The sequence below is a fragment of the Streptomyces sp. AF1A genome, assembly GCF_047340315.1.
Lineage (GTDB): Bacteria > Actinomycetota > Actinomycetes > Streptomycetales > Streptomycetaceae > Streptomyces.
In genome coordinates this window covers 1-21,989 of sequence record NZ_JBLEBI010000112.1, presented here as the reverse complement: position 1 = coordinate 21,989, position 21,989 = coordinate 1, and the positions used below count along the sequence as shown (strand labels likewise).

Below are 21,989 nucleotides of genomic sequence, written 5' to 3'. Positions count from 1 at the left end.
GGGCAGGATCCGGCCCCGGGGCACGCGCACCGGGTCGGTGGCCGGCGGCGTCGCGGCCGTACCGGAGCCTGTCCGGGGCGCCTGCGGCCGCGCATCGAGCGTGTTCGTCGGGCGCGGCACGCTCCCGACGGACATGGCGAGCGGCCCGGCCGGGGTGCGCCGCGGCCATCCCCCGGACTTCGCCCCGGAACCCCGCTCGACACCGCACAGGTGCGCCGGCGATCGGCCGCCACCCACCACGTCGGACCCCTGGACCCGGGCCACCCGCACCGGGTTCATCGCCGCCTCCGGCCGTCGTCGGTGCCGGGTGCGCCCGGCGGCCGCACCGGGTGCGAGAGCCCCAGCCGCACCTTGCGGACCCCGTCCGAGAAGTGCACGAGCGGCTCCGCGGCGGGCGGGGGCAGCCCGACCGCCCGGGTGAGGGACTCCTCGACGCCCTCGAGCTCCGCCTCGCGCAGCGGCCAGGGCTCGTGCTCGACGGGTGTCTCCCACAGGGCGCCGAAACGGCGGGTGAAGGCCCGCCACCGCGAGGTCAGCCACACGTCCCGCCGGGTCGGCGTGACCGGCGCACCGCACCGCACGGCCACCCGGTAGGCGGGTCCGCCGCCCCGCCGCGTGCCGGAATAGGTCCGCACCCCCTGCTCCCGCGACAGCTCCAGACGGCCGGTGTGGTAGGGCACGCCCACCGCGCGGGCGGCGAGCATCACCGGGGAGGTCACCTCGATGGACAGGAACCACAGACCGTCCCGCCCGTCCCGGCCCCGCACATAGGTGCGCAGATTGGTCTCGAGGAAGGCCGGCAGGGCGGCCGGGGACCCGGGCGGGCGCACACCGGCCATGACGAACGGCGTCAGGCTCACCCACGCCGTGCCGTCGTACGTGTCCACCTCCAGTTTGTTCGGCAGCAGGCGCTGCACCTGGTCGGGGGCGTAGGGCCAGTGCACGAACGCCTGCGTCAGCCATCCGGCCCGCAGCGCCGGAACGTGCACGCGCTGCTCCGGTCCATACGACACCACGCGCACCGACTCCCCAGGGCGCCCCGGCCGAAACTCGCGGCGGTGCGACGGGCGGGCTCAGGCGGTGCTGCCGGACCGGCACGCCGCGCCCCGCTCGACCGCGAGGGCGGCGGGGACGGCCAGGTCCGCGATCCCGAGCCCGAATCCGCGCCCGAGTTCGAGCAGGGCGCGGGTGCGGCGGGGCGTGTCCCGGCGCAGGCCCGGCACGGCCGACCCGATGGCGGCACGATGGTGACGGGACCGAGGACGAAGGAGGCGACGGCCGTGCGCTCGGCGTCCTGCGGGCCCGTGCGGGCCGAGGGCGCGGCGGTCAGCCGCGGGACGCGGCGCGTACGGCCGCGTGCGCGGGATGTTCATGCCGTGACGGGTCGCCCGCCACGCCTCTCACGCGGCCGTCCGCGGCTTGGGCCGGCGTCCGCTAGGTGGCGCGGGTGCCGCCGCCCCGGCGGATCCGGCCGAGCAGGTCCCGGTGGTAGGCGGCGAGTTGACCGGCGGGCACGGGGGCCGGGCTGCCGGTGAGGGTGTACCAGGTGTCGCCGCCGAACTGCTGGACGGCGACACGCACACTGTGCCCGTCGGGCTGCAGGATGGTCGCGACGGTGAGATCGCCGGTGAGGAGGCCGACCTCGTCCGTCATCGCCCCGCCGGGGCCCGCGGTGACACGGTCGACATAACTGTTGATGGTGGGAGGGTTGTTCATGGGCGCAGGTTTCCATCAACCCGGCCGGTAAGCCCGCACCGACCGGGTGTCGCTTCCTGCGTGTCCCCGGGGCCGGGCCCGGCTCAGACCCGGCTGGACGTCGCCGTGTCGGCGGACAGCCGCTGGGCGACGTAGATGGGGACGACGGACAGCAGGACCAGGACGGCGGCCACGACGTTGACCACCGGCGCCTGCTGAGGCCGCGTCATGTTGTTGAAGATCCAGATGGGCAGGGTCTCGATGCCGGGCCCCGCGGTGAACGTCGTGACCACGATCTCGTCGAAGGACAGCGCGAAGGCGAGCAGTGCACCGGCCAGCAGCGCCGACCGCACCAGCGGGAAGGTGACGTCCGCGAAGGCGCGGAAGGGGGTCGCGCCGAGGTCCATCGCCGCCTCCTCGTACGAGGCCGCCGTGCGCCGCAGCCGGGCCACGACGTTGTTGAACACCACGACGATGCAGAACGTGGCGTGCCCGACGATCACGGTGAACAGCCCCAGGCCCACGCCCAGCGGCTGAAGGACCGTGCTGAAGGCGGAGTTGAGCGCGATGCCCGTGACGATGCCGGGCAGCGCGATCGGCAGGACCACCACGAACGACACCGCGTCCCGGCCGAAGAAGCGGTGCCGGGCCACGGCGAACGCGATGAGGGTGCCGAGGACGAGCGCGATCGCGGTGGCCCCCAGACCCGCCTTCACCGACACCCACAGGGCCGCGCGGGCACCGGTGTTGTGCACGGCCGCCGACCACCAGTGTCCGGTCAGCCCCGGCGGCGGCCAGCTCGCGCTGCGGTCGGGGTTGAGCGAGTTGACGAGGACGAGCAGCAGCGGGACGTAGATCACCGCGAAACCGGCCCCGGCGCCGATGCGCAGGGCGATGCGCGCGGTGCGGCTGAGATGCATGGCGCTCTTCTTCTCCAGGCGTTCGGGGCGGGCTACAGGCTGTTCAGGGCGCCCGTACGGCGGATCGCCAGCAGGTACAGGACGATGACGACCACGGGGACGAGGCCGAGCGCGGCGGCCATGGGCAGGTTGAGCTCGATGTTGGAGTACACCAGGTTGCCGATCAGCTGCGTCTTGCCGCCGACGATCTGCACGCTGATGTAGTCGCCGAGGCTGAGCGAGAAGGTGAACACCGAGCCCGCGGCGACCGACGGCAGCACCATCGGCAGGACGATCGAGCGGAAGGTCCGCCCCGGGCGGGCCCCGAGGTCCGCCGAGGCGTCCAGCAGGTTCGCCGGCAGCTGTTCGAGGGCCGTGTGGATCGGCAGGATCATGTACGGCAGCCACAGGTACGTCAGGGTGAGCACCGTGGCCGCGAGGCCGAACCCGGGGCCGCTGAGCCCGAACGGGGCGAGCAGCCAGTCGGCGAGTCCGCCCTCGGCGAGGATGAGCCGCCAGGCGTACACCTTGACCAGGTAGCTCGCCCACAGCGGGGTGAGGATCGCCACCACCAGCAGGGGCCGCCACCGCGGCCTGGCCACGCGCGCGGTGTAGAAGGCGACCGGGAACGCGATCACCGCGCACAGCACGGTCACCGCCAGTGCCACACCCACGCTGCGCAGGATCACCTGGCGGAAGACCGGGGTCGTCACCAACTCGTGGAAGTTGTCCGTCGACCAGACCTTCACGACCTGGGAGGTGAAGGAGTTCGTCGTCCAGAAGGCGGAGACGAACAGCACGGCGAGCGAGCCGAGGTAGAGGACGGCGAGCCACAGCAGCGGGGCCGTGAGCAGCAGCGTCAGCCGCAGCCGGGGCCTGCGGTGGAGCGTCCCGGCGAGCCGCCGGACGGTTCCCCGTCCGGCGGCGGTCGTCGCGTCGGTCGTCACGGTCAGCCCTTGATCTCGGTCCAGGCCTGCACCCACTTGGCGTACGGCACGCACGTGACGTTCCTGCGGCCGTCCAGGCACTGCTCGATGGGCGTGTTCCAGAAGGCGATCTTCTTCCAGTAGCTCTCGTCGGCGGCGTGGTAGACCGTGCAGAAGTTCTTGTCGCTGGTCTCCTCGCACGCCTTGGAGTTGGACGGCGCCTCACCGAAGTACTCGGCGACCTCGGCGTTGACCTTGGGGGAGACGATCCAGTTCAGCCACTTGTAGGCGCAGTTGGGGTGCTTGGCCTTGCTGGAGACCATCCAGGTGTCCGACCAGCCCGTCGAACCCTCCTTCGGGACCAGCGCCTTGACCTTGGCGCCCTCGGAGGCCGCGAGGCTGGCGATGACCTGCCAGGTGGTCCCGACGACCGAGTCCCCGCTCTTGAAGGCCGACACCTCCTTGAGGTAGTCGCTCCAGTACTCGCCCACGTCGGCGTTCTGCTTCTTCAGCAGCGCCACGGCCGCGTCGAACTGCTTCTGGTCCAGCGCGTACGGGTCCTTGATCTTCAACTCGGGCCTGGTGGCCTTCAGGTAGAGGGCCGCGTCGGCGATGTAGATCGGCGAGTCGTAGGCGGTGACGTGCCCCTTGTACTTCGCGGCTCCGTCGAAGACGGCCGACCAGGAGGTGGGCGCCGGCTTCACCTTGTCGGTGTTGTACATGAGCAGGTTGGCGCCACGGCCGTGCGGGATGCCGTACATCCGGCCGTTGACGGAGTTCCAGGCACCGTTCTTCAGCCCGGAGAAGATGTCCTTGTAGTTGGGGACGAGGTCGGTGTTGACGGGGGCGGCGTCGCCGGAGGCGATCAGGCGCAGGGAGGCGTCGCCGGAGGCGGAGACGGCGTCGTACTCGCCGGTCTTCATCAGCTTGACCATCTCGTCCGAGCTGGCGGCGACCTTGGAGTGGACCTGGCAGCCCGTCTGCTTCTCGAAGTCGCTGACCCAGTTCACCTTCGGGTCGTTGGAGCCGTCCTCGACATAGCCGGCCCAGGCGACGAGGTTGAGCTGTCCCTCGGTCCTGCCGAGCTTCGTCGGTGCCTTGAGGTCGGGCGGATTGAGGCCGGTGGCGGCGGAATTGCCGGAGCCGGAGGAGTCGCAGGCGGCGGCGAGCAGCAGCGCTGCGGCACAGGCCGCGGTGCGAAGGGTACGGGTGAGACGCACGACGTTCTCCATGGGGACGCAGAAGCGGGTGGGGGAGAGGGTCAGGCGGGCAGCGGGACGGCGTGGCGGCGGTGCCACTGCAGGCGGACCCGGGCGCCGCGGTAGGCGGCGACGTCCTCCGAGGAGGTCTCCAGGTTCTGCTGCAGCGCGGTGAGGCGGCCGCCGCCGTCGAGGTCGACGAGGAAGCGGGTGGCGTCGCCGAGGTAGACGACCTCGGCCACGGTGCCGGTCGCGGTGGCGTGTTCCGGCTCGTCCGCCTCGGCGGACTCCTTCAGAACGCGGATCTTCTCCGGGCGGATGTTGTACGTGCCCGAGGCGCCGACGATCCGGTGCGCCACCTCTCCCTCGAGCAGGTTGGAGGTGCCGACGAAGGAGGCGACGAAGGCGGTCGCCGGGCGTTCGTAGATCTCCGCGGGGGTGCCGACCTGGGCGATGCGGCCCTGGTCGAAGACGGCGATCCGGTCGCTCATCGTCAGGGCCTCCTCCTGGTCGTGGGTGACGAACACGAAGGTGATGCCCACCTCGCGCTGGATCGCCTTGAGTTCGACCTGCATCTGCTCGCGCAGCTTGAGGTCCAGGGCGCCCAGCGGCTCGTCCAGCAGCAGGACGCGGGGGCGGCCGACGAGGGCGCGGGCGAGCGCGACGCGCTGGCGCTGCCCGCCGGACAGCTGGGCGGGCCGGCGCTGGCCGTAGCCCTCCAGACGCACCTCGGCGAGCGCCTTGCGGGCCCGGACCAGGCGTTCGGCCTTCGGCACCTTGCGGACCCTGAGGCCGTAGGCGACGTTCTGCTCCACCGTCATGTGCGGGAACAGGGCGTAGTCCTGGAAGACGGTGTGCACGTCCCGCTCGAACGGGGCGAGGCCGGTGACCTCCTGCCCGGCGAGTTCGATCCGGCCCTGGTCGGGTGTCTCGAACCCGGCGACGAGCCGCAGGACCGTCGTCTTGCCGGAGCCGGAGGGGCCGAGCATGGAGAAGAACTCCCCGTCCCGGATCTCCAGGTCGACCCCGGCCACGGCGGTCGTCTCGCCGAACGACTTCCGCAGGTCCTGCAGCCGGATCGCAATCCCCTCCATACGGGAACCTTTCTGGCGCGCGGTACGTTGACAGTAAACATATGAAGTCATAGTTCAATGCTCAAGAGGGCCTTAGGGTAAAGCTTCAGTCAACGCACGAGGTGGTGGCCGTGAGGCAGTACGAGATCGAGGGCGGCACGCGCAGGGCCGTCTTCAGCCCGGTGGACAACCGGGCCCGTGTCGACGCGGTCGTCCGTCGCCTCGGCGACGCCATCGAACTGGGCCTCCTCGCCGACGGCGAGCAGCTGCCCGGCGAGACCGAGCTGGCCGGACAGCTGGGCGTCTCCACCGTGACCCTGCGCGAGGCGCTCATGGCGTTGCGGCAGCAGGGGCTGGTCACCACCCGCCGGGGGCGCGGCGGGGGCAGCTTCGTCTCCCTGCCCGAAGTCCCCGCCGAGAGCCGGCTCAAGGCCCGGCTGCGCGGCTGGAGCACGGAGGAACTGCGCGACCTGGGCGACCACTGGGCCGCCCTGTCCGGCGCCGCCGCCCGGCTCGCCGCCCAGCGCACCGAGCCCGAGGATCTTCACCAACTGCGGCGTACGGCAGAGGAGTTGGCGCACGCCGAGGACGCGGCGGCGCGCAGCCGCCTGTATGGCCGTTTCCACGTCGAACTCGCCGCCGCCGCCCAGTCCGCCCGGCTCACCCGCGAACAGGTCGCTCTGCAGAGCGACGTGGGCGCGCTGCTGTGCCTCGTCCTGGCGGACGATCCATATCGTGAAGAAGTTGCGGAACGTCACCGCGCCGTGATCTCCGCCGTGCAAGATGGGGCCCACGAAACGGCCGGCACGCTGGCCGAGCGGTGCGTCAGGGAGTCCACGGCGCGGCTCGTCGCCGTGCGCCTCGCTCTCTGACGGCGCCGCATCCGGTTCCCGTCCGCTGGAGGACACCATGGGCGTCAGCCCCGGGCTCGCCACTCTCGACACGGAAGCGGAACTGCGAGTGGCCGCGCAGGTGGGCGGGGCGCTGGAGGCGGTCTTCGACACGGTCGCCGCCACCCGCGCCGACACGGCCGCCCTGTTCGAGCGGGTGGCCGCCGAGGGCCGCAGGCCGGCCAGCGCCGACCTCGCCGCCCTGCGCCCCGGACTGCATCTGCGCCTGGTCCGTGAGGAACTGGTCTCCGGCGTCGGCTTCGTCGCCGCGCCCGGCCTGCTCGCCGACGTTCCCGCCTGGCTCGAGTGGTGGCAGTCCGGCGCCGACGGCGACGTGCGCCCACTGCTCCTCGACCTAGACCCCGGCCACTCCGCCTACTCCGACTACACGCACTGGGACTGGTTCGCGCTGCCCCGTGACACCGGGCGCCGGGCCGTCGCCGGACCGTATGTCGACTACCTCTGCTCCGACGAGTACAGCCTCACCCTCTCCGAACCCGTCCGGATCCAGGGCCGGTTCGCCGGAGTGGCCGCCGCCGACGTGTATCTGCGGCACTTCGAGGCGGCCGTCCTCCCCCTGCTGCGGTCCCTGCCCCGCCCCGCCCACCTGGTGAACGCCCGGGGCCGCGTCGCCGCCTCCGCCGACCCGGCCCACCTGGCCGGCTCCCTCACCAAGGGCCCCGACTTCGGCCGGCTGCTCACCACGGCCAGGCCCGGAGTGCACGCCGGCCTGCGACTGGTGCCGTGCAGGGGGGTTCCGCTCGTGCTCGTGCTGAGCTGAGGGGCCGGGCGCGTGCGACGTGCCGTGCCGGGCCGGGCGCAGAGGTGGGCATGGTGTGACCTGCCGGGTCGGGCCCGGCTGCGGAGTGCGGCGTGTGGCGGCGAAAGGCTTCCCCTGGAAGACTCCGTCACTCCCGGGGGAGGTCCCGGTAGGGGATGCGGGCGATCTCCTGGATGGCGCCGACCGTGCCCCACTCGTTTCCGCCGAGGCGGGACAGGGGCCGGAGCAGCCGGACGTCGGGGCGGCCGTCCGTGAGGGCGTCGGCGTGCACGGCGGCGTGGACGACCCGGCCGAACACCACCGTGGAATCGCCGAGCCGCACCGTCGAGTGCAGCGTGCACTCGAGGGCGACCGGGGACGCGGCCACGCGCGGCGGCCCGACCCGCAGCGAGGGCTCCCGCTCGATGCCCACGGCGTCGAACTCGCCCTCCTCCCGGGGGAAGTCGGTCGACGTCGCGTTGATCTGCTCGAAGAGCGGCTCGGGGGCGAGGTTGACCACGAACTCGCCCGTCTCCTCGACGTTGCGCAGCGAGTCCTTCCGGCCCACGGAGGTGAACTGGACGACGGGCGGATCGGTGCAGGCGACGGTGAAGAACGAGTGCGGAGCCAGATTCGCCGTCTCACCGTCCGGCGTGAGCGTCGAGACCCAGGCGATGGGCCGGGGGACCACGACGGCGGTGAGCAGACGGTAGAACGACCGGGGCCCCATGGAGTCCGGTGAGTAGTCGACGCGCATGCCTCCACGCTAATCGGTACCCCCGGACCCCACGGCGGCTCGGCCGGCTCAGGCCGCGAGACGCCGCGCGAGCTCCTTCGCCTTCGCGGCGGCCTCCTCGAAGGCGCGGTCGCGGGAGGCCTCGTACAGCGGGACCAGTTCGGCCATCGCCGGGTTGTGCGGGGCCATGGTCAGCTCCGGGACGATGAAGTCGGCCTCCAGGCCGAGGGCGTCGACGAGCACGGCCTTGAGGTAGTTCTGCACGTACTCGTACCCCTCGCGCGGGGTGCCCGGCCCGTACGCCCCGCCACGGCTGGCGACCACTGTCACCGGCGTGCCCTTGGCGGACGGGGTCTCGCCCGCGGTGCGGCCGAACAGGATCACGTTGTCCAGCCACGCCTTCAGGGTCGAGGGGATCGAGAAGTTGTACATCGGGGCGCCGATCAGCACGGCGTCGGCCCGCTCCAGCTCCTCGATCAGCCGGATCCGCTCCGCGAAGGCCGCGGCCTGCTCCGGTGTGTGGGAGGCGGGATCGGCGAAGCCGGCGGTGTGCGCGGCGGCGGTGAGGTGCGGGACGGGCTGCGTCGCCAGGTCGCGGTGGACGACGGTGCCCTCCGGGTGCTGCTCCAGCCAGTGGTCCCGGAAGGCCGTGGTCACGGCGCGCGAGGACGAGGCCTCGACGGGGAACACGGAGGAGTCGATGTGCAGCAGGGTCGCCATGGGTGTCTCCAAGGAAGGCAGGGGTCGACCGCACCGAAAGTTCGGTGCTGATGTTTCATACCTAGCTACTTCTAACATAGGTACTTACTTTTTTTCATCCCCCTACAGTGAGGTAGTACTCTTGGCGCATGGCGGCGGAGCAGAACCACGACAGCGCGGCGTGCAAGCAGGTGGACGACGGCATCACCCGCGTCTTCCAGCTGCTCGGAAAGCGCTGGAGCGGCCCGATCGTGGCCGTCCTGGTGAACCATCCGGCGCACTTCGCCGACCTCCGGCGGGCCATCCCCGGCATCAGTGAGCGCATGCTGTCCGACCGGCTCGCGGAACTGGGTGCGGCCGGTCTCGTCCTGCGCGAGGTCGACGAGGGGCCCCCGCTGCGCGTCTCCTACCGGCTCACCGAGGCCGGCGCCGCCCTGGAACCCGCGCTCCAGGAACTGGCGCAGTGGGCGAAGGACCATCTGCCGGACGCGCCGCCGTGCACGGGCATCGAGAGGGAGCCCTCGGCCCGCACGCTCGCCTAGCAGGACCGCGCCGTCGGCTCCGCCCGGTGCGGCACGCCGGTCCACCGTGGCGCGGGCCGTGTCGAGCAGGACCGTCGGTGGCGTGGCGCAGTACCCGCCGGGGCCGTAGGGCACACCTGAGGCCCATCGCGCCGGCGTGCACACTTCCGGCCCGTCGCGCCGTACGCGCCGTCGCACCGCAAACCCGGGTGCGGCAGCCCGCGACGCGATGGCAGGATGCGCGAGTGGATCCTTCCCTGCGCATCGCCGGCGACCTGCTGGGCATCGGCCTGTCCGACCCGGTCGACCTGGGAGGCAGCCGCCGCAGCACGGTCCTGCGCTGCCGGACGGCGGCCGGCGGGAGCGTGATCGTCAAGTCGTACACCCGCGAGCCGGAGGCCCTGCGGTCGTTCACGTCCGAGGCCGCGGGGCTCGCCCTGCACGGGACCGGCCCGGCACTGCTGGGCGCGGACCCGGCGGTGCCGCTGCTGGTGATGGAGGACCTGGGCGCCGCGCCGACGCTGGCGGACGTGCTGCTGGGCGACGATCCGGCGGCCGCCGCACAGGCCCTGCCGGCCTGGGCCCGCGCGCTGGGCCGCCTGGCGGCAGGATCGCTCGGCAGGCAAGCGGAGTTCGCGCGGCTGACGGCGCGGTACGACGCGGGCGCCTCCTCCTGGCAGGACGAGCCCTGGGCCGAGCGCAACGCAGCCGAACTGCTCCCGCTGCTCGCCGGGACGGGGCTCGACGCGCCGCCGGGGCTGGCCGCGGAACTGGACCGGATCGGCACGGCGGGCGGCGACCGCTACCCCGCCTTCACGCCGGGGGACACCTGTCCCGACAACACCCTCCTCACCCCGGACGGCCTCCGGCTGATCGACTTCGAGGGGTCCTGCTTCCAGTCGCTCTTCCTGACGGCCGCCTACTGCCGGATGCCCTTCTCCAGCTGCTGGTGCGTCTTCAGGTTTCCGGAGGAACTGGCGCGGCGCACCGAGCAGGCCTATCGCGCCGAGGTCGCGACGGCGTACCCGGAGCTGGCCGACGACGCCGTGTGGGAGGCCGGACTGCGCCGGGCGATCGCCGTGTGGACGGTGGACGCGACGGTGCGCCTGCTACCGCTCACGACGGTCGACAGACCCCTGCACCGCACCCGCCGCCCCGCTCCGACGATGCGTCAGGTCCTGTGCCACCGCTGGGAACTGGCGCGGACTCTGGAGGACTGCCCCGCCCTCGTCGAGACGGCGGACCTGCTCCTGCGGAAGTTCGCCGACGGCTGGGAGACGGCCGCCCTGCCGGCGTATCCGGCCTTCGGCGGCCCCACCGGCCGGTGCGCGCAAGCGGGCTGACCCGGCCCCGCCCCACCGGGCACCGCGTCAGTCCACCGGCCAGGTGTGGACCGGGGCGTTGAGGTGCATGTAGTCCATGTACAGCTGCGTCATCCGCCGCAGCGCCTCGTGCCGGCCGACGTGCGTGCTGTTCGCGATGCGGTGGAACGTCTCCGTCTGCCACGTGGCTCCGTTGCGGCCGGCCACACAGCGCTGTTCGATGATCCCGAGCAGCGGCTCCCGCCACGCCTCGTCCATCCCGGAGCGCTCCAGGCCACGGTGGGCGAGCGGCAGCAACCGGCGCAGGACCAGCTCCGTCGCCGGCACCTCGCCCATGCCCGGCCAGTACAGCGGCGCCTCGATGCCCTGCCGGGCGGCGGTGTGCAGGTTCTCCTCGGCGGCGGCGAACGACATGCGCGACCAGACGGGCCGGTCCTCCTCCACCAGGGCGCGGGTGAGCCCGTAGTAGAAGGCGCCGTTGGCCAGGGTGTCGGCGACCGTCGGGCCGGCGGGCAGCACCCGGTTCTCCACGCGGATGTGCGGCCGGTCGTGGGCGATGGCGTAGACGGGGCGGTTCCAGCGGTAGATCGTGCCGTTGTGCAGGGTGAGTTCGCCGAGTTCGGGGATGTCGCCGCGGTCCAGCGTGTCCCCGGGGGACTGCTCGTCGCACAGCGGCAGCAGGGCCGGGAAGTAGCGCAGGTTCTCCTCGAACAGGTCGAACACGCTGTTGATCCACCGTTCCCCGAACCACACCCGGGGTCGTACGCCCTGCACCTTGATCTCCTGGGGGCGGGTGTCGGTGGCCTGTTCGAACAGCGGGATACGGGTCTCGTGCCACAGCTCCTTGCCGAACAGGAAGGGCGAGTTCGCGGCCAGCGCGACCTGCACACCGGCGATCGCCTGCGCCGCGTTCCAGTAGTCGGCGAACTCCTCCGGCGACACCTGCAGATGGAACTGCGTGCTGGTGCAGGCGGCCTCCGGGGTGATGGAGTCCGCGTACGTGCGCAGCCGGTCGATGCCGTCCACCTCCAGGCGCAGGTCCTCGCCCCGGGCCGCGAAGACCTGGTCGTTGAGCAGCCGGTAGCGGGGGTTCTCCGAGAGCGTGTCCTCGCCGATGTCCTCCTGGCGCAGGGTGGGCAGGATGCCGATCATGATCAGCCGGGTGCCCACCGACCGGGCACGCTGGTCGGCGTGGTTGAGCGCGGCGCGTATCTCCGACTCCCAGGCGTCCGGACCGCCCGCCGTCAGCCGCCGGGGTGGCACGTTGATCTCCAGGTTGAACCGGCCCAGCTCGGTGGACCAGGCCGGGTCGGAGATCGCCTCCAGCGCATCGCTGTTGCGCATCGTCGGCTCGGCGTCGTCGTCGACCAGGTTCAGCTCGATCTCCAGGCCCACCTGCGGCCGCTCGGACTCGAACCGTGCCTCGCGCAGCATCTTCGCGAGCGTGTCGAGGCACTCCTGCATCTTGTCCCGGTACCGGCGGCGGTCCTCGCGGGTGAAGACGAGCGCCGGGACGTCTCGCCCCATCGGCCCTCCAGGTTTCCCCTCGTCGGACACCTCTCCACCCAGCGTCGCACCATCGCACGAACCGCACCAAGCGGATGCCTGGGGGGGGCGGTCACCATGGTGAGTTGGCGCGGCGGACACGGGCGCGGCGGCCGCGTGTACGGCCGTGAGTGCCGATCCGCGCCGGTCCGGTCGCGGCCTGCCTCGGCGCTGGGCCGCCCGTCAGGCGGTCTTGCGGGCCACACCTCCGTAGAAGCCGATCTCGCCGGAGCGGGGCGGCGGCGTGGTGTCGGGGCGCCAGAACGGGACCTGGGCCAGGCCGGGCTCGACCAGGTCGAAGCCGTCGAAGAACCGCTCGACCTCGGCGCGCGAGCGCAGGGTCAGGCCGGCGGTGGCCTTGTGGTAGACCGCCTGGGCGGCGCTGCGGTCGGCGAAGTCGCCCGTCGCGTGCGAGAGCACCAGGCAGCTGCCGGGCGGCAGCGCGTCGCGCAGGTCGGCGACGATCCGCGCGGGCTGCTCCGCGTCGGTGAGGAAGTGAAGGACGGCGACGAGAAGCAGGGCGACCGCCTGGAGCACGCGGCGCGGCGGCCGCGTGAGACGGGGGCCGAGGCCCGCGCCGGACGGGCCGATCCGCGGGAGGCGGCGGGCGTGGACCGGTTGGTCGCCGCCACGGCCGCGGCCCAGGGCGTGGCGAACCAGGCCCTGCCGGAGGGGGCCGAGGCCGCCGTGCACCGCTCGATGGCCGAGCCGGGGGGCGGGCGAGGACGCCGACGAGCGCGAGCAGGACCGGCAGGGCGAACAGGGCGGGCAGGACGGGCAGCGCGAGCAGGAATGACAGGGCGGACGGGGTAGACAGGGTCGCTCGGGCCGATAGGGCCGCCAGGGCCGCCAGGGGCGGAGGAAGCCGCGCATCACCCGGTCGGTCCGCCTGCGATGGCCCGCGGGCGCGCGGCGGCGCAGGGTCTGAACAAGATCTTCCGCCGCCGGCACGCACCGAAGGTCCGGCGCCGCGGCGGCACGCCCCAGACCGGCCCGCCGCCGCACCGCCAAGGTCCGGCGGCGGGCCGCCACGGCGGGGCGGGGAACGGTGAATCCATGCGCTCGGGCAGTTCCCCGCCCCGTCCGGCAACGCTGACGGACCACGTGCGGCCGGCGGCGGGGCCGCCCCTGACCGGCGTCTTCGGCGCGTGGTGCCCCTGGCGGTCTTGCACAGGGGAAACCGATCGGTTTACGGTGTCGGAAACCGATCGGTTTCACTCTGGAGATGGACATGACCTCACTCAAGGACTCCGTCGCGCTGGTCACCGGCGGCAGCCGCGGTCTCGGCAGGGCGCTGGTGCAGGCGCTGTACGAGCGCGGCGCCGCCAAGGTGTACGCCACCGCCCGCGACCCGCGTACGGTGACGCACCCCGACGCCGTACCCCTCGCTCTGGAGGTCACCGACCCCGACTCGGTCCGGGCCGCGGCCGCGCGGGCCGAGGACGTCACGGTCCTGATCAACAACGCGGGCATCTCGCTCAAGGCACGGTCCTTCCTGGACAGCCCGGTGGAGGACATACGCCGGGAGTTCGAGACCAACTTCTACGGGCCGCTGCTGGTCACCCGGGCCTTCGTGCCGGTCCTGGAGCGCAACGGCGGCGGGCACCTCCTCAACGTCCACTCCGTGCTCTCGTGGCTGGGCGTCGCCGGGTCGTACAGCGCCACCAAGGCGGCCCTGTGGTCGCAGACCAACACGCTGCGCCTGGAACTGCAGCCGCGGGGCATCGCGGTCACCGGACTGCACGTCGGCTACATCGACACGGACATGGCCGCGGGCATCGACGCACCCAAGTCCACGCCCGGTGACGTGGCCGGCCTGGCGCTCGACGGCATCGAGGCCGGAGCGCACGAGGTCCTGGCGGACGACCTGTCCCGCGAGGTCAAGGCGGGGCTCTCCGCCGACCTGGCCGTGCTGTACCCCCAACTGGCGGGCTAGCCGCAGGGAGAGGCCGGGGACGCGGCCGGCGGGTGGTTGCCCTTCATGCGCGATGTGTTCGCGGTGGCGCGCGACCGCGACTCGGTCGCTCCCTGCGCCCCACCCGTCACCCCTGCCTCGGGCAGCAGCGTTTCGGCCAGGGCCGGTCGCGCCGAAGGCCGTGCGGGACTGCGTCCGCTCGTTCCAGGCCCCGGTATCACGGGGCCGGTCTTCGACCGGAATCGAGTGCGTTCGATTCGCCGGCCGGCTCGTTGAGTCTGGCACCGCCGGACCATCCTGGTGCGGTGCCGATCCGCGGGAGGGACGCAGTTGACCGTGACCGACGCCTCGAACGAAAGCTCCGCGCCGCCCCCGCCACCGCCGGCCCCGATCGGCTACGAGGGCGAGTCCGGCAGGAATCCACTGGAGGAAGCCAGTTTCCGGAACATGTGCGGGCGGCTGCCGGCCGTGCTCGGGGACACCGCGCGCATGGCCTGGGCGGTGGACCGGCCGGGGGTCGTGCTGCTGCTCGCGTGCCAGTTGGTCACCGGCGTCGCCGCGGCCGTCGTGCTCGGCGGCACGGCCCGGGCCATGACCCACGTCCTCGGCGCCGGGACGGTGTCCGCGCGTCTGCACGCGGCCCTGCCCGCCCTCGCCGTGGTCACCGCGGCGGCAGCCGTCGGCCGGATCGGCGGAGCCCTGGCCTCCTACGCCGACGGGCGCATCACTCCGCGGCTGGTGACGGAGGCCGACGTGGCCCTCGTCTCCGCCGTCTGCAGCGTGGAGGCCTCCGCCTACGGCGAGGACGGCTTCTCCGACCGGCAGGAGGCGGCCGAGGTAGGCGTCACCCGGACCACGACGATGGTCAAGGACGCCCAGCGGTTCATGGCCGCGCTCGTCCGCATGATCGCCGCGGGCGGGGTCATCACCGCTCTGCACTGGCTGATGCTTCCGCTGCTGCTGCTGGCCGTGCTGCCCGCGGGCCTGGGCGCCGTGCTGTCGGCCCGCGTGGACTACGAGACGCACTACGCCAACGTCGCCGACCGCAACGTACGCGGCATGATGCGCTGGTGGGCCGCGTACTCCCGGCACGGCGACGAGGTCCGCGCGAACGGGATGACCGGCTACCTCGTCTACTGGTATCGCGCGCTGTCCGAGCGGATCGACCGGCGCATCCTGGACGCCGCGCCCCGCATGCTCCGCATCGTGCTCGTCACCTCCGCGCTCGGCGGCGTGTTCCTGCTGGTCACCTGGGCGGCACTGGCCTGGCTCGCGATGACCGGGCGGGTCGCGCTGCCCGTCGCCGCCACCGCAGTCGTCGCCGTGCAGACCACGCTCGGCGCGCTGACGCAGGTCGTACAGAACGGGGCCGCCATGTTCCACACCTCCCTGTACCTCGCCGACATGCGGGCGTTCCTCGACATGGCGGCCGAACGCGCCCCGAAGCGAGGGGAGTCGACGATCCCCGAACAGGTGGAGGAGATCCGGCTCGACGAGGTGGTGCTCCGCTACCCCGGCGCGGACGGACCCGCCGTCGACGGTGTCTCCCTCACCCTGCGCCGCGGTGAGATCCTCGCGATCGTCGGCGAGAACGGCTCCGGCAAGTCGACCCTGGCCAAGCTCATCACCGGCATCCTCCTTCCGGACAAGGGACGCGTCCTGTGGGACGGCACCGATCTGGCGCAGGCCCGGCCCGACTCCGTCTGGAGCCGGACCGCGCTCGTCCCGCAGAACTTCGCGTGCTGGCCGCTGCGCGCCCGGGAGAACATCACCCTCGGCCAGCCGCGGACCCACGACGACGTGCTGGTGTGGGAGGCCGTGGAGGCCGTCGGCATGCGCGAAGCGATCGAGCGGCTCCCGCACCGGTTGGACACGCTGCTCGCGCGGGAGGTCTACGGAGGTGTCGAACTGTCCGGCGGCCAGTGGCAGCGGCTGGCCTGCGCTCGCGCCCTGTACCGTCGTACGCCCCTGCTCATCCTCGACGAACCCACCTCGCAGATGGACCCGCGCGGCGAGCACCGCATCTTCCTGGAGATCAAGCGCATCGCCGCCCGGCGCATGACCGTCGTCGTCACGCACCAGCTGGAGAACACCCGTCTCGCCGACCGCGTCGTCGTCATGCAGCACGGCCGCATCGTCGAGCAGGGCCACTACGACGACCTCGTGCACGCCGGCGGCCTGTTCGCCGAACTGGTCGCGCTCGCCAAGGACCGGTGACGCCGGGGCGAGCCCGCCGGGCCCGGCCGTACCGGTTCGCCCTCACCCGGATTCACCCGGAACCGATACGATCATGCGCGGCCGCACCGCTGCGACGAGGGGAACCGGATGATGGAGTACGCCGCATCCGGCACGAGCGGCGGCCCTGCCGGACCGCGAACACGGCAAGCCGAAGAACTGAGAGAGGACTCCGCCATGGCCGCCGCCGCACTGCCCGTGACCTTCGACGACGTCCGTGCGGCCGCGGCACGCCTCCGGGGCGTCGCCCACCGCACCCCTGTCCTCACCTCCCGCACCCTGAACGAGCGCGTCGGCGCCGAGGTGTTCATCAAGTGCGAGAACTTCCAGCGCATCGGCGCCTTCAAGATCCGCGGCGCCTACAACGCCGCCGCCCAGCTCTCCCCGGACCAGCTGGCCAAGGGCATCGCCGCCTATTCCTCCGGCAACCACGCCCAGGCCACCGCGCTCGCCGCCCGGGAACTGGGCACCAGCGCCGTCATCCTCATGCCCGAGGACGCCCCCCGCTCCAAGAGGGAGGCCACCGCGGGCTACGGCGCCGAGATCGTCACCTACGACCGCTACACCCAGGACCGCACCGCGCTCGGCGAGGCACTCGCGGAAGACCGCGGCCTGGCGCTCATCCCGCCCTACGACCACCCCCACGTCATCGCCGGCCAGGGCACCGCGGCCCTCGAACTCCTCGACGAGACCGGCCCGCTCGACGCTCTCGTGGTGCCCGTAGGAGGCGGCGGGCTGATCGCGGGCAGCGCCATCACGGCCAAGGCGCTGCACCACGGCATCCGGGTCGTCGGGGTCGAGCCCGAAGCGGGCGACGACACCAAGCGCTCCCTGGAGAGCGGCACACGCGTCACCGTGCCCGTGCCCCGCACCATCGCCGACGGCCAGGCCCTGCCCACCCCCGGCGAACTGACCTTCGAGATCAACCGGCGACTGGTCGACGCCATCGCCCTCGTCAGCGACGCGCAGATCGTCAGCGCCATGCGCTTCGCCTTCGAACGCCTGAAGATCGTCCTCGAACCCAGCGGCGCCACCGGTCTGGCCGCGCTCCTGGCCGGGCACGTCGAGGACCTCCCGCCCCGCGTCGGCATCATCGCCTCCGGCGGCAACATCGACACCCGCAGGTTCACCGAGCTGCTGAGCGGCTGAACGGCGAAGTCCCGTCGCCGTCGGGCCCGTCACGGTGCGCGCACCCGGCCGGAGAACGGCCGGGTGCGCCCCGTAGGGTCGGGCCATGACGACCGGATTCAGCGACGCGTTCCTCCTCGAGGCCGAACGGCACGCCGCCTGGGGCGCGGCACAGCTCCAGGCCCTGACCGACTTCCTGCCCGACGGGCCGTGGAGCGCCGACCTCCCCTCCTGCACCTACCGGCAGGGGGCGGCGGAGCTGCGCGTGGCCGTGCTGGGAACGTACGACGCTGCCGAACACTCCTGGATGTGGGGCTGGGCGAACCCCGGCCTGCGGGGCACCGAGGTGGTCGCGCCGACCGAGGCCGTCCAGCGGTACGGACACGCGCACGGCATCGCCGAACTGACCGCCGAGGTCCTGGACCTGTCCGGCTTCGCCGACCCGCGGCGCGCGGCGGAGACGCTCGCCTTCACCGGCATGGGCGTGGCCGGTGCACCCGGATACCTCGGCGTCCCCGCGGGCGGCGACACACAGGTGTACTTCCTCCCCGCGGACGCCCGTGTGCCGCGCCCCGGCCTGGACCCGGTGGCCCTGCCGCGGACGCTGCTCGCCGGAGCGGGGCTGATCGGCCACTCCGCCCGCCACGTCGTGGCCGGGTACTTCGACCACCACGGAGTGCCGCAGCGCGTCGAGGGCGACCGGATCGTGGCCGACCTGCCCGGCGGCAGCGCGGTCGAGGTGCGGTTCGACGCGGCCGGCCGCATCGCGGGGATCGAGGCCAAGGTGCTGCCCTGAGCGCACCGGGCACCGTCCGCCGTGCGGCGGCCCACGGTCGCGTCCCCGCCCCTTCACATGCAAAGCCGCACCATCCGGTGCAGGCTGGCAGGGGAGGCGACGCGTCCCACGGGCCGGCGGACGGCGCGGGTCCGCGGCGCCCGCCGGATGGCGCAGGCGCCGGAAGAAGGAGGCCGCGATGGAGATCAAAGGGTCGATCGCCCTGGTCACCGGTGCCAATCGGGGCATCGGCCGGGCGTTCACCCGGGCGCTGGTCGACCGCGGAGCGGCCAAGGTCTATGCGGCCGTCCGCGATCCGGCGACCGTGGAGGACGACGACGTCATCGCGTTGCGCATGGACGTCACCAAGCCCGAGGAAGTGGCCGAGGTGGCTGCCGCCGCCGGGGACGTCACCGTCGTGATCAACAACGCGGGCGTCGGCGGCTTCGGCACCAAGCTCCTGACCGGCCCCCTCGACGGAGCGCGCCAGGCGATGGAGGTCAACTACTTCGGCACCTGGAACGTCTCCCGCGCCTTCGCACCCGTCCTGGCGCGCAACGGCGGCGGTGCACTGGTGAACATGCTGTCGGTCGCCTCCTGGGCCTCGCGCCCGGAGTTCCCCGGCTATGCGGCCTCCAAGGCGGCCCAGTGGTCGCTGACCGGCGCGCTGCGGGAAGGGCTGCGCGAACAGAGGACGCTGGTGATCGGCGTGCACGCCGGCTTCGTGGAGACGGAGCTCAGCTCCTTCACGGACGCGCCGAAGATCACCGCGGCCGACGTCGCCGAACAGACGCTGGACGCCCTGGCGAACGACCGGGTCGAGGTCCTCGCCGACGAGCGGACCAGACAGGTCAAGCAGGCCCTGTCGCAACCGCTCGACCACTGAGTCGGGCGACGGCCCCATCGTCGCCGGACGAAGGAGGACGCATGAGTTCCGAGCCCTCGCAGCGGCGCCGCGACGCGGCCCTGCTCGGACAGACCCTCGTCGTCATCGGTGGCAGCGCGGGCATCGGGCTGGCCACCGCCGTGCACGCCCGGGCCGCCGGTGCCTCGGTGATCCTCACCGGACGCGATCCCGAGCGGCTGCGCACCGCCGCCGCGGAGGCGTGCGCACTCAGCACCGCCGCCTTCGACGCCCACGACCCGAAGGAGCTGCAGCAGTTCTTCCAGGAGGCGCCCGACCCGCTCGACCACGTGCTGATCACGGCCGGACAGCCGTCCTACGGGCGGCTGCTGGACCTGGACGCCGAGCAGGCGCGACGGGCGATCAGCGACCACATGGTGCTCGCGCTGGAGGTCGCGCGGCACGCGGTCGGCAGGCTGCGACCGGGCGGCACGCTGGTGCTCCTGGGCGGTACGGGCGGCCGGCGGATCCGGGCCGGCCTCGGGAGCGTGTCCGTCGTCACCGCCGCGATGCCCGCGTTCACCGCCGCTCTCGCGCTGGAACTCGCGCCGGTCCGGGTCAATCTGATCGCTGCCGGCTTCGTCGACACCCCGTTGTCGGCCCAGCTGCTCGGCGAGGGGCTCGACGCCCGCCGCGCGGAACTGCGCGACACGCTGCCGATCGGCCGCGTCGTCGTACCGGACGACGTGGCGTCGCTCGCCGTGCACATCATGGCCAACACGGCACTGACCGGCGCGACCTACGACATCGACGGCGGCCAGCAACTCCTCGGCTGACGGCCCGCGGAAGGGCGCCGCACCGGCCGCGCCCCGCCGACCGGACCCGTTGTCAGTGGCCCCGCCTACGGTGTGACCAGTGGGGATCCGCCGGAACGGCCGCGGGTCCGTCCTGGGGAGGGGTGTGCCATGTCTGCGGTGTCCGCGGTGTCGAGGACGTATCTGGAGCTGTCCCAGGAGGGCGGCGGCGCGCACAAGTTCTACGAAGTGACCGTCGACGGCGTGGTGGTGACGGTGCGGTACGGACGGATCGGCGCGGCCGGGCAGCTCCAGACGACGACGTTCCCGACCGCGGAGAAGGCGCGGGCAGCCGCCGCGAAGAAGGTGGGGGAGAAGGTCCGCAAGGGCTACGCCCCGGCGGTCCAGGGGCGGCGCGCCCCCCGTCCGGTGACCAGGCGTCAGGTCAGCTCCGCCCCGTCCACCGCGCGTGCGGTCGCTCCCGTGCTGTGGCGGTTCCGCACCGGTTCGGCGGCGTTCGGCATCCACGTCGACGACGAGCGCTGCTGGGTGGGCAACCAGGCGGGCGACGTCTACACCCTGGACCACGAAGGCGCGGTCCTCGCCCGGTTCGGACTGCCGGACGGCGTGAAGTGCCTGGTCGCCGACGACTTCTGGATCTACGCGGGCTGCGACGACGGCAAGGTCTACGACCTCTCCTCCAAACTGCCGTTCGCCGCCTACGACATCTCCGCCGACGTCGACATCTTCTGGCTGGACATCCACGAGGGCGTGCTGAACGTGTCGGACCGCGCCGGGCGGCTCACCGTGATCGACCACGAGGACGAGCACCAGTGGGCCCGCCGCAGCCAGGGCGGGCACGCCTGGATGGTCCGTGCCGACGACCGGGCGGTGTACCACGGCCACCAGCGGGGCGTCACCGCCTACGCGCCCGACGGGGGCGGCGAGTTGTGGCACACACCCACCCGCGGCGGCGTGCTCTTCGGCTGGCAGGAGGACGACGCGGTGTACGCGGGCACCGCGCACCACGTCGTCCAGCGCCTGTCGAAGGCGTCCGGCCGGATCGAGGCGACCTACGCCTGCGACAGCGCGGTGTACTCGTGCGCCGCCTCACCGGGCGGGCGGTTCGTCTTCGCCGGGGACGCGGCCTCGTCCGTCTACTGCTTCGACCGGGACGGCACGCGGCTGTGGAAGCTGGGCACGGGCGGCGGCTCGGCCCTGTCGATGCAATACCGCGACGAGCGGCTGTACCTGGTGACCACGGACGGCTCGCTGGTGTGCGTGGACGCGAGCGAGGCCGCCATCGCCGCGGCCCAGCAGGGCACGGTGCCGGTGGCACGGGACGTCAAGCTCGCCGCCGCCCTTCCGACCTACTCCCCGGCCACGGCCGTCGGCGCGGTGGCCACCGTGGCGCAGGCCCCCGCGGGAGCGGTCGTCGTCGAGTGCGTCCACGAAGCCGGGCGGCTTCGGGTGCACGTGCTGTCCGACGGCTACGACCCCTCCTGGAACGTCCAGTTCCCCCGCGCCATACGCCGGCCCGGCGCCCGCTACGTCGTGGACGCGCTGCACCCGGCGGCGGGCGGCTTCTACCGGGTGCGGGGCGACATCCGTCGGCTGCTGTGAGGACCGCGCCCCCGCGCCCCGAGGCCCGTGCCGGATTGCTGCCGGCGATGTGCCGCTTCCCGCGCCGGGGTTGCGTTCGTGGAACGCCGGCCGGAGCGGGTCGGCTCCCGATGGACGCGCTGTCCGGCGGCCGGGCCGGTGGTGGCCGGTGTGAGGGGTCGCCGTCAGCGGTGTGCCGCTTCCCGCGCGAGGACACCGCGGGCGGCTGCCAGCGCCGCGTCGCGATCCTGGGGGACCAGGCCGATGCGGGTGCGGCGGTCCAGGAGGTCGGACTCGTCGAGGGCGCCCTCGTGGCGGACCGCCCAGAGGAGTTCGGCGCGGGTGACGGGGTGGCCGGGCAGCACCGGCTCGGCCAGCGCGGGGTCGCCGACAGCGAGCGCCTGCACGGCGACCGCCTCGGTGCCGTGACG

Annotated in this window: 23 protein-coding genes and 1 pseudogene; 11 read left to right on the top strand and 13 right to left on the bottom strand. The window is 72.9% G+C overall.

Features of this window, described 5'->3' with window-relative positions; all coding sequences use genetic code 11:
• The 8 genes from ACLU3S_RS25015 to ACLU3S_RS24980 form a co-directional block, all read right to left on the bottom strand.
• Window positions 1–279 (bottom strand): hypothetical protein (locus tag ACLU3S_RS25015; RefSeq protein WP_413954195.1); only part of this gene is annotated, 279 nt, incomplete at its 3' end.
• Window positions 276–1,016 (bottom strand): YqjF family protein, encoded by a 741-nt coding sequence (locus tag ACLU3S_RS25010; protein WP_413954194.1) that lies wholly within the window; start codon window positions 1,014–1,016, stop codon window positions 276–278. The genes ACLU3S_RS25015 and ACLU3S_RS25010, both read right to left, overlap by 4 nt.
• Window positions 1,017–1,073: 57 nt before the next feature.
• Window positions 1,074–1,223 carry a hypothetical protein gene (locus ACLU3S_RS25005; RefSeq protein ID WP_413954193.1) on the bottom strand — a complete coding sequence of 50 codons (150 nt, stop codon included), beginning with the start codon at window positions 1,221–1,223 and terminating at the stop codon, window positions 1,074–1,076.
• A gap of 211 nt (window positions 1,224–1,434) precedes the next feature.
• A complete protein-coding gene (locus ACLU3S_RS25000) occupies window positions 1,435–1,716 on the bottom strand; it encodes a hypothetical protein (protein ID WP_413954192.1) in 282 nt (93 codons plus the stop codon).
• An 83-nt stretch (window positions 1,717–1,799) separates the two neighbouring features.
• Window positions 1,800–2,615: an ABC transporter permease gene (locus ACLU3S_RS24995; RefSeq protein ID WP_413954191.1), complete on the bottom strand. Its 816-nt coding sequence runs from the start codon at window positions 2,613–2,615 to the stop codon at window positions 1,800–1,802.
• A gap of 32 nt (window positions 2,616–2,647) precedes the next feature.
• Window positions 2,648–3,541, bottom strand: coding sequence for an ABC transporter permease (locus tag ACLU3S_RS24990; RefSeq protein ID WP_413954190.1), 894 nt, complete (start codon window positions 3,539–3,541; stop codon window positions 2,648–2,650).
• Between the two features lie 2 nt (window positions 3,542–3,543).
• Window positions 3,544–4,740, bottom strand: a complete 1,197-nt coding sequence (locus tag ACLU3S_RS24985; protein WP_413954189.1) for an ABC transporter substrate-binding protein — start codon at window positions 4,738–4,740, stop codon at window positions 3,544–3,546.
• Window positions 4,741–4,781: 41 nt separating this feature from the next.
• A complete protein-coding gene (locus ACLU3S_RS24980) occupies window positions 4,782–5,813 on the bottom strand; it encodes an ABC transporter ATP-binding protein (protein WP_413954188.1) in 1,032 nt (343 codons plus the stop codon).
• 110 nt (window positions 5,814–5,923) lie between these two features.
• Here ACLU3S_RS24980 and ACLU3S_RS24975 point away from each other — a divergent pair, with 110 nt between their 5' ends.
• Entirely contained in the window at window positions 5,924–6,664 is a 741-nt protein-coding gene (locus tag ACLU3S_RS24975; RefSeq protein WP_413954187.1) for a FadR/GntR family transcriptional regulator, read from the top strand.
• 37 nt (window positions 6,665–6,701) lie between these two features.
• Complete coding sequence (locus tag ACLU3S_RS24970; RefSeq protein WP_413954186.1) at window positions 6,702–7,463, top strand: cache domain-containing protein; 762 nt, start codon at window positions 6,702–6,704, stop codon at window positions 7,461–7,463.
• Between the two features lie 127 nt (window positions 7,464–7,590).
• On the opposite strand, the gene ACLU3S_RS24965 is transcribed toward ACLU3S_RS24970, so the two are convergent.
• A complete protein-coding gene (locus ACLU3S_RS24965; protein WP_413954185.1) occupies window positions 7,591–8,199 on the bottom strand; it encodes a flavin reductase family protein in 609 nt (202 codons plus the stop codon).
• Window positions 8,200–8,247: 48 nt separating this feature from the next.
• Window positions 8,248–8,898, bottom strand: coding sequence for an FMN-dependent NADH-azoreductase (locus tag ACLU3S_RS24960; RefSeq protein ID WP_413954184.1), 651 nt, complete (start codon window positions 8,896–8,898; stop codon window positions 8,248–8,250).
• Window positions 8,899–9,026: 128 nt separating this feature from the next.
• On the opposite strand from ACLU3S_RS24960, the gene ACLU3S_RS24955 reads away from it, so the two are divergent.
• Both ACLU3S_RS24955 and ACLU3S_RS24950 read left to right on the top strand, forming a co-directional pair.
• Window positions 9,027–9,419, top strand: a complete 393-nt coding sequence (locus ACLU3S_RS24955; RefSeq protein WP_413954183.1) for a winged helix-turn-helix transcriptional regulator — start codon at window positions 9,027–9,029, stop codon at window positions 9,417–9,419.
• Between the two features lie 224 nt (window positions 9,420–9,643).
• Window positions 9,644–10,741, top strand: a complete 1,098-nt coding sequence (locus ACLU3S_RS24950) for a hypothetical protein (protein WP_413954182.1) — start codon at window positions 9,644–9,646, stop codon at window positions 10,739–10,741.
• A 27-nt stretch (window positions 10,742–10,768) separates the two neighbouring features.
• Here ACLU3S_RS24950 and ACLU3S_RS24945 read toward each other — a convergent pair whose 3' ends face one another.
• Together ACLU3S_RS24945 and ACLU3S_RS24940 are read right to left on the bottom strand one after the other, a co-directional pair.
• Window positions 10,769–12,247: a glutamate-cysteine ligase family protein gene (locus ACLU3S_RS24945; protein WP_413954181.1), complete on the bottom strand. Its 1,479-nt coding sequence runs from the start codon at window positions 12,245–12,247 to the stop codon at window positions 10,769–10,771.
• A 201-nt stretch (window positions 12,248–12,448) separates the two neighbouring features.
• Window positions 12,449–12,796 (bottom strand): annotated as a pseudogene (locus ACLU3S_RS24940) (SAM-dependent methyltransferase); the annotation flags it as partial.
• Between the two features lie 700 nt (window positions 12,797–13,496).
• On the opposite strand from ACLU3S_RS24940, the gene ACLU3S_RS24935 reads away from it, so the two are divergent.
• The 7 genes from ACLU3S_RS24935 (at window position 13,497) to ACLU3S_RS24905 (ending at window position 21,579) form a co-directional block, all read left to right on the top strand.
• Window positions 13,497–14,201 (top strand): SDR family oxidoreductase, encoded by a 705-nt coding sequence (locus ACLU3S_RS24935; RefSeq protein WP_413954180.1) that lies wholly within the window; start codon window positions 13,497–13,499, stop codon window positions 14,199–14,201.
• Window positions 14,202–14,510: 309 nt separating this feature from the next.
• Entirely contained in the window at window positions 14,511–16,397 is a 1,887-nt protein-coding gene (locus ACLU3S_RS24930) for an ATP-binding cassette domain-containing protein (RefSeq protein ID WP_413954179.1), read from the top strand.
• A 195-nt stretch (window positions 16,398–16,592) separates the two neighbouring features.
• Window positions 16,593–17,564, top strand: a complete 972-nt coding sequence (locus tag ACLU3S_RS24925) for a threo-3-hydroxy-L-aspartate ammonia-lyase (RefSeq protein ID WP_413954178.1) — start codon at window positions 16,593–16,595, stop codon at window positions 17,562–17,564.
• An 85-nt stretch (window positions 17,565–17,649) separates the two neighbouring features.
• Complete coding sequence (locus ACLU3S_RS24920; protein ID WP_413954177.1) at window positions 17,650–18,339, top strand: DUF6882 domain-containing protein; 690 nt, start codon at window positions 17,650–17,652, stop codon at window positions 18,337–18,339.
• 178 nt (window positions 18,340–18,517) lie between these two features.
• Window positions 18,518–19,204: an SDR family oxidoreductase gene (locus ACLU3S_RS24915; RefSeq protein ID WP_413954176.1), complete on the top strand. Its 687-nt coding sequence runs from the start codon at window positions 18,518–18,520 to the stop codon at window positions 19,202–19,204.
• A gap of 41 nt (window positions 19,205–19,245) precedes the next feature.
• On the top strand, window positions 19,246–19,998 hold the full coding sequence (locus tag ACLU3S_RS24910) for an SDR family oxidoreductase (RefSeq protein WP_413954175.1): 753 nt from the start codon (window positions 19,246–19,248) through the stop codon (window positions 19,996–19,998).
• A gap of 129 nt (window positions 19,999–20,127) precedes the next feature.
• Complete coding sequence (locus ACLU3S_RS24905; protein WP_413954174.1) at window positions 20,128–21,579, top strand: WGR domain-containing protein; 1,452 nt, start codon at window positions 20,128–20,130, stop codon at window positions 21,577–21,579.
• A 164-nt stretch (window positions 21,580–21,743) separates the two neighbouring features.
• Here the strand turns inward: ACLU3S_RS24905 and ACLU3S_RS24900 are convergent.
• The coding region (locus tag ACLU3S_RS24900) for a glycerol-3-phosphate dehydrogenase C-terminal domain-containing protein (protein WP_413954173.1) at window positions 21,744–21,989 on the bottom strand (246 nt) is incomplete at its 5' end.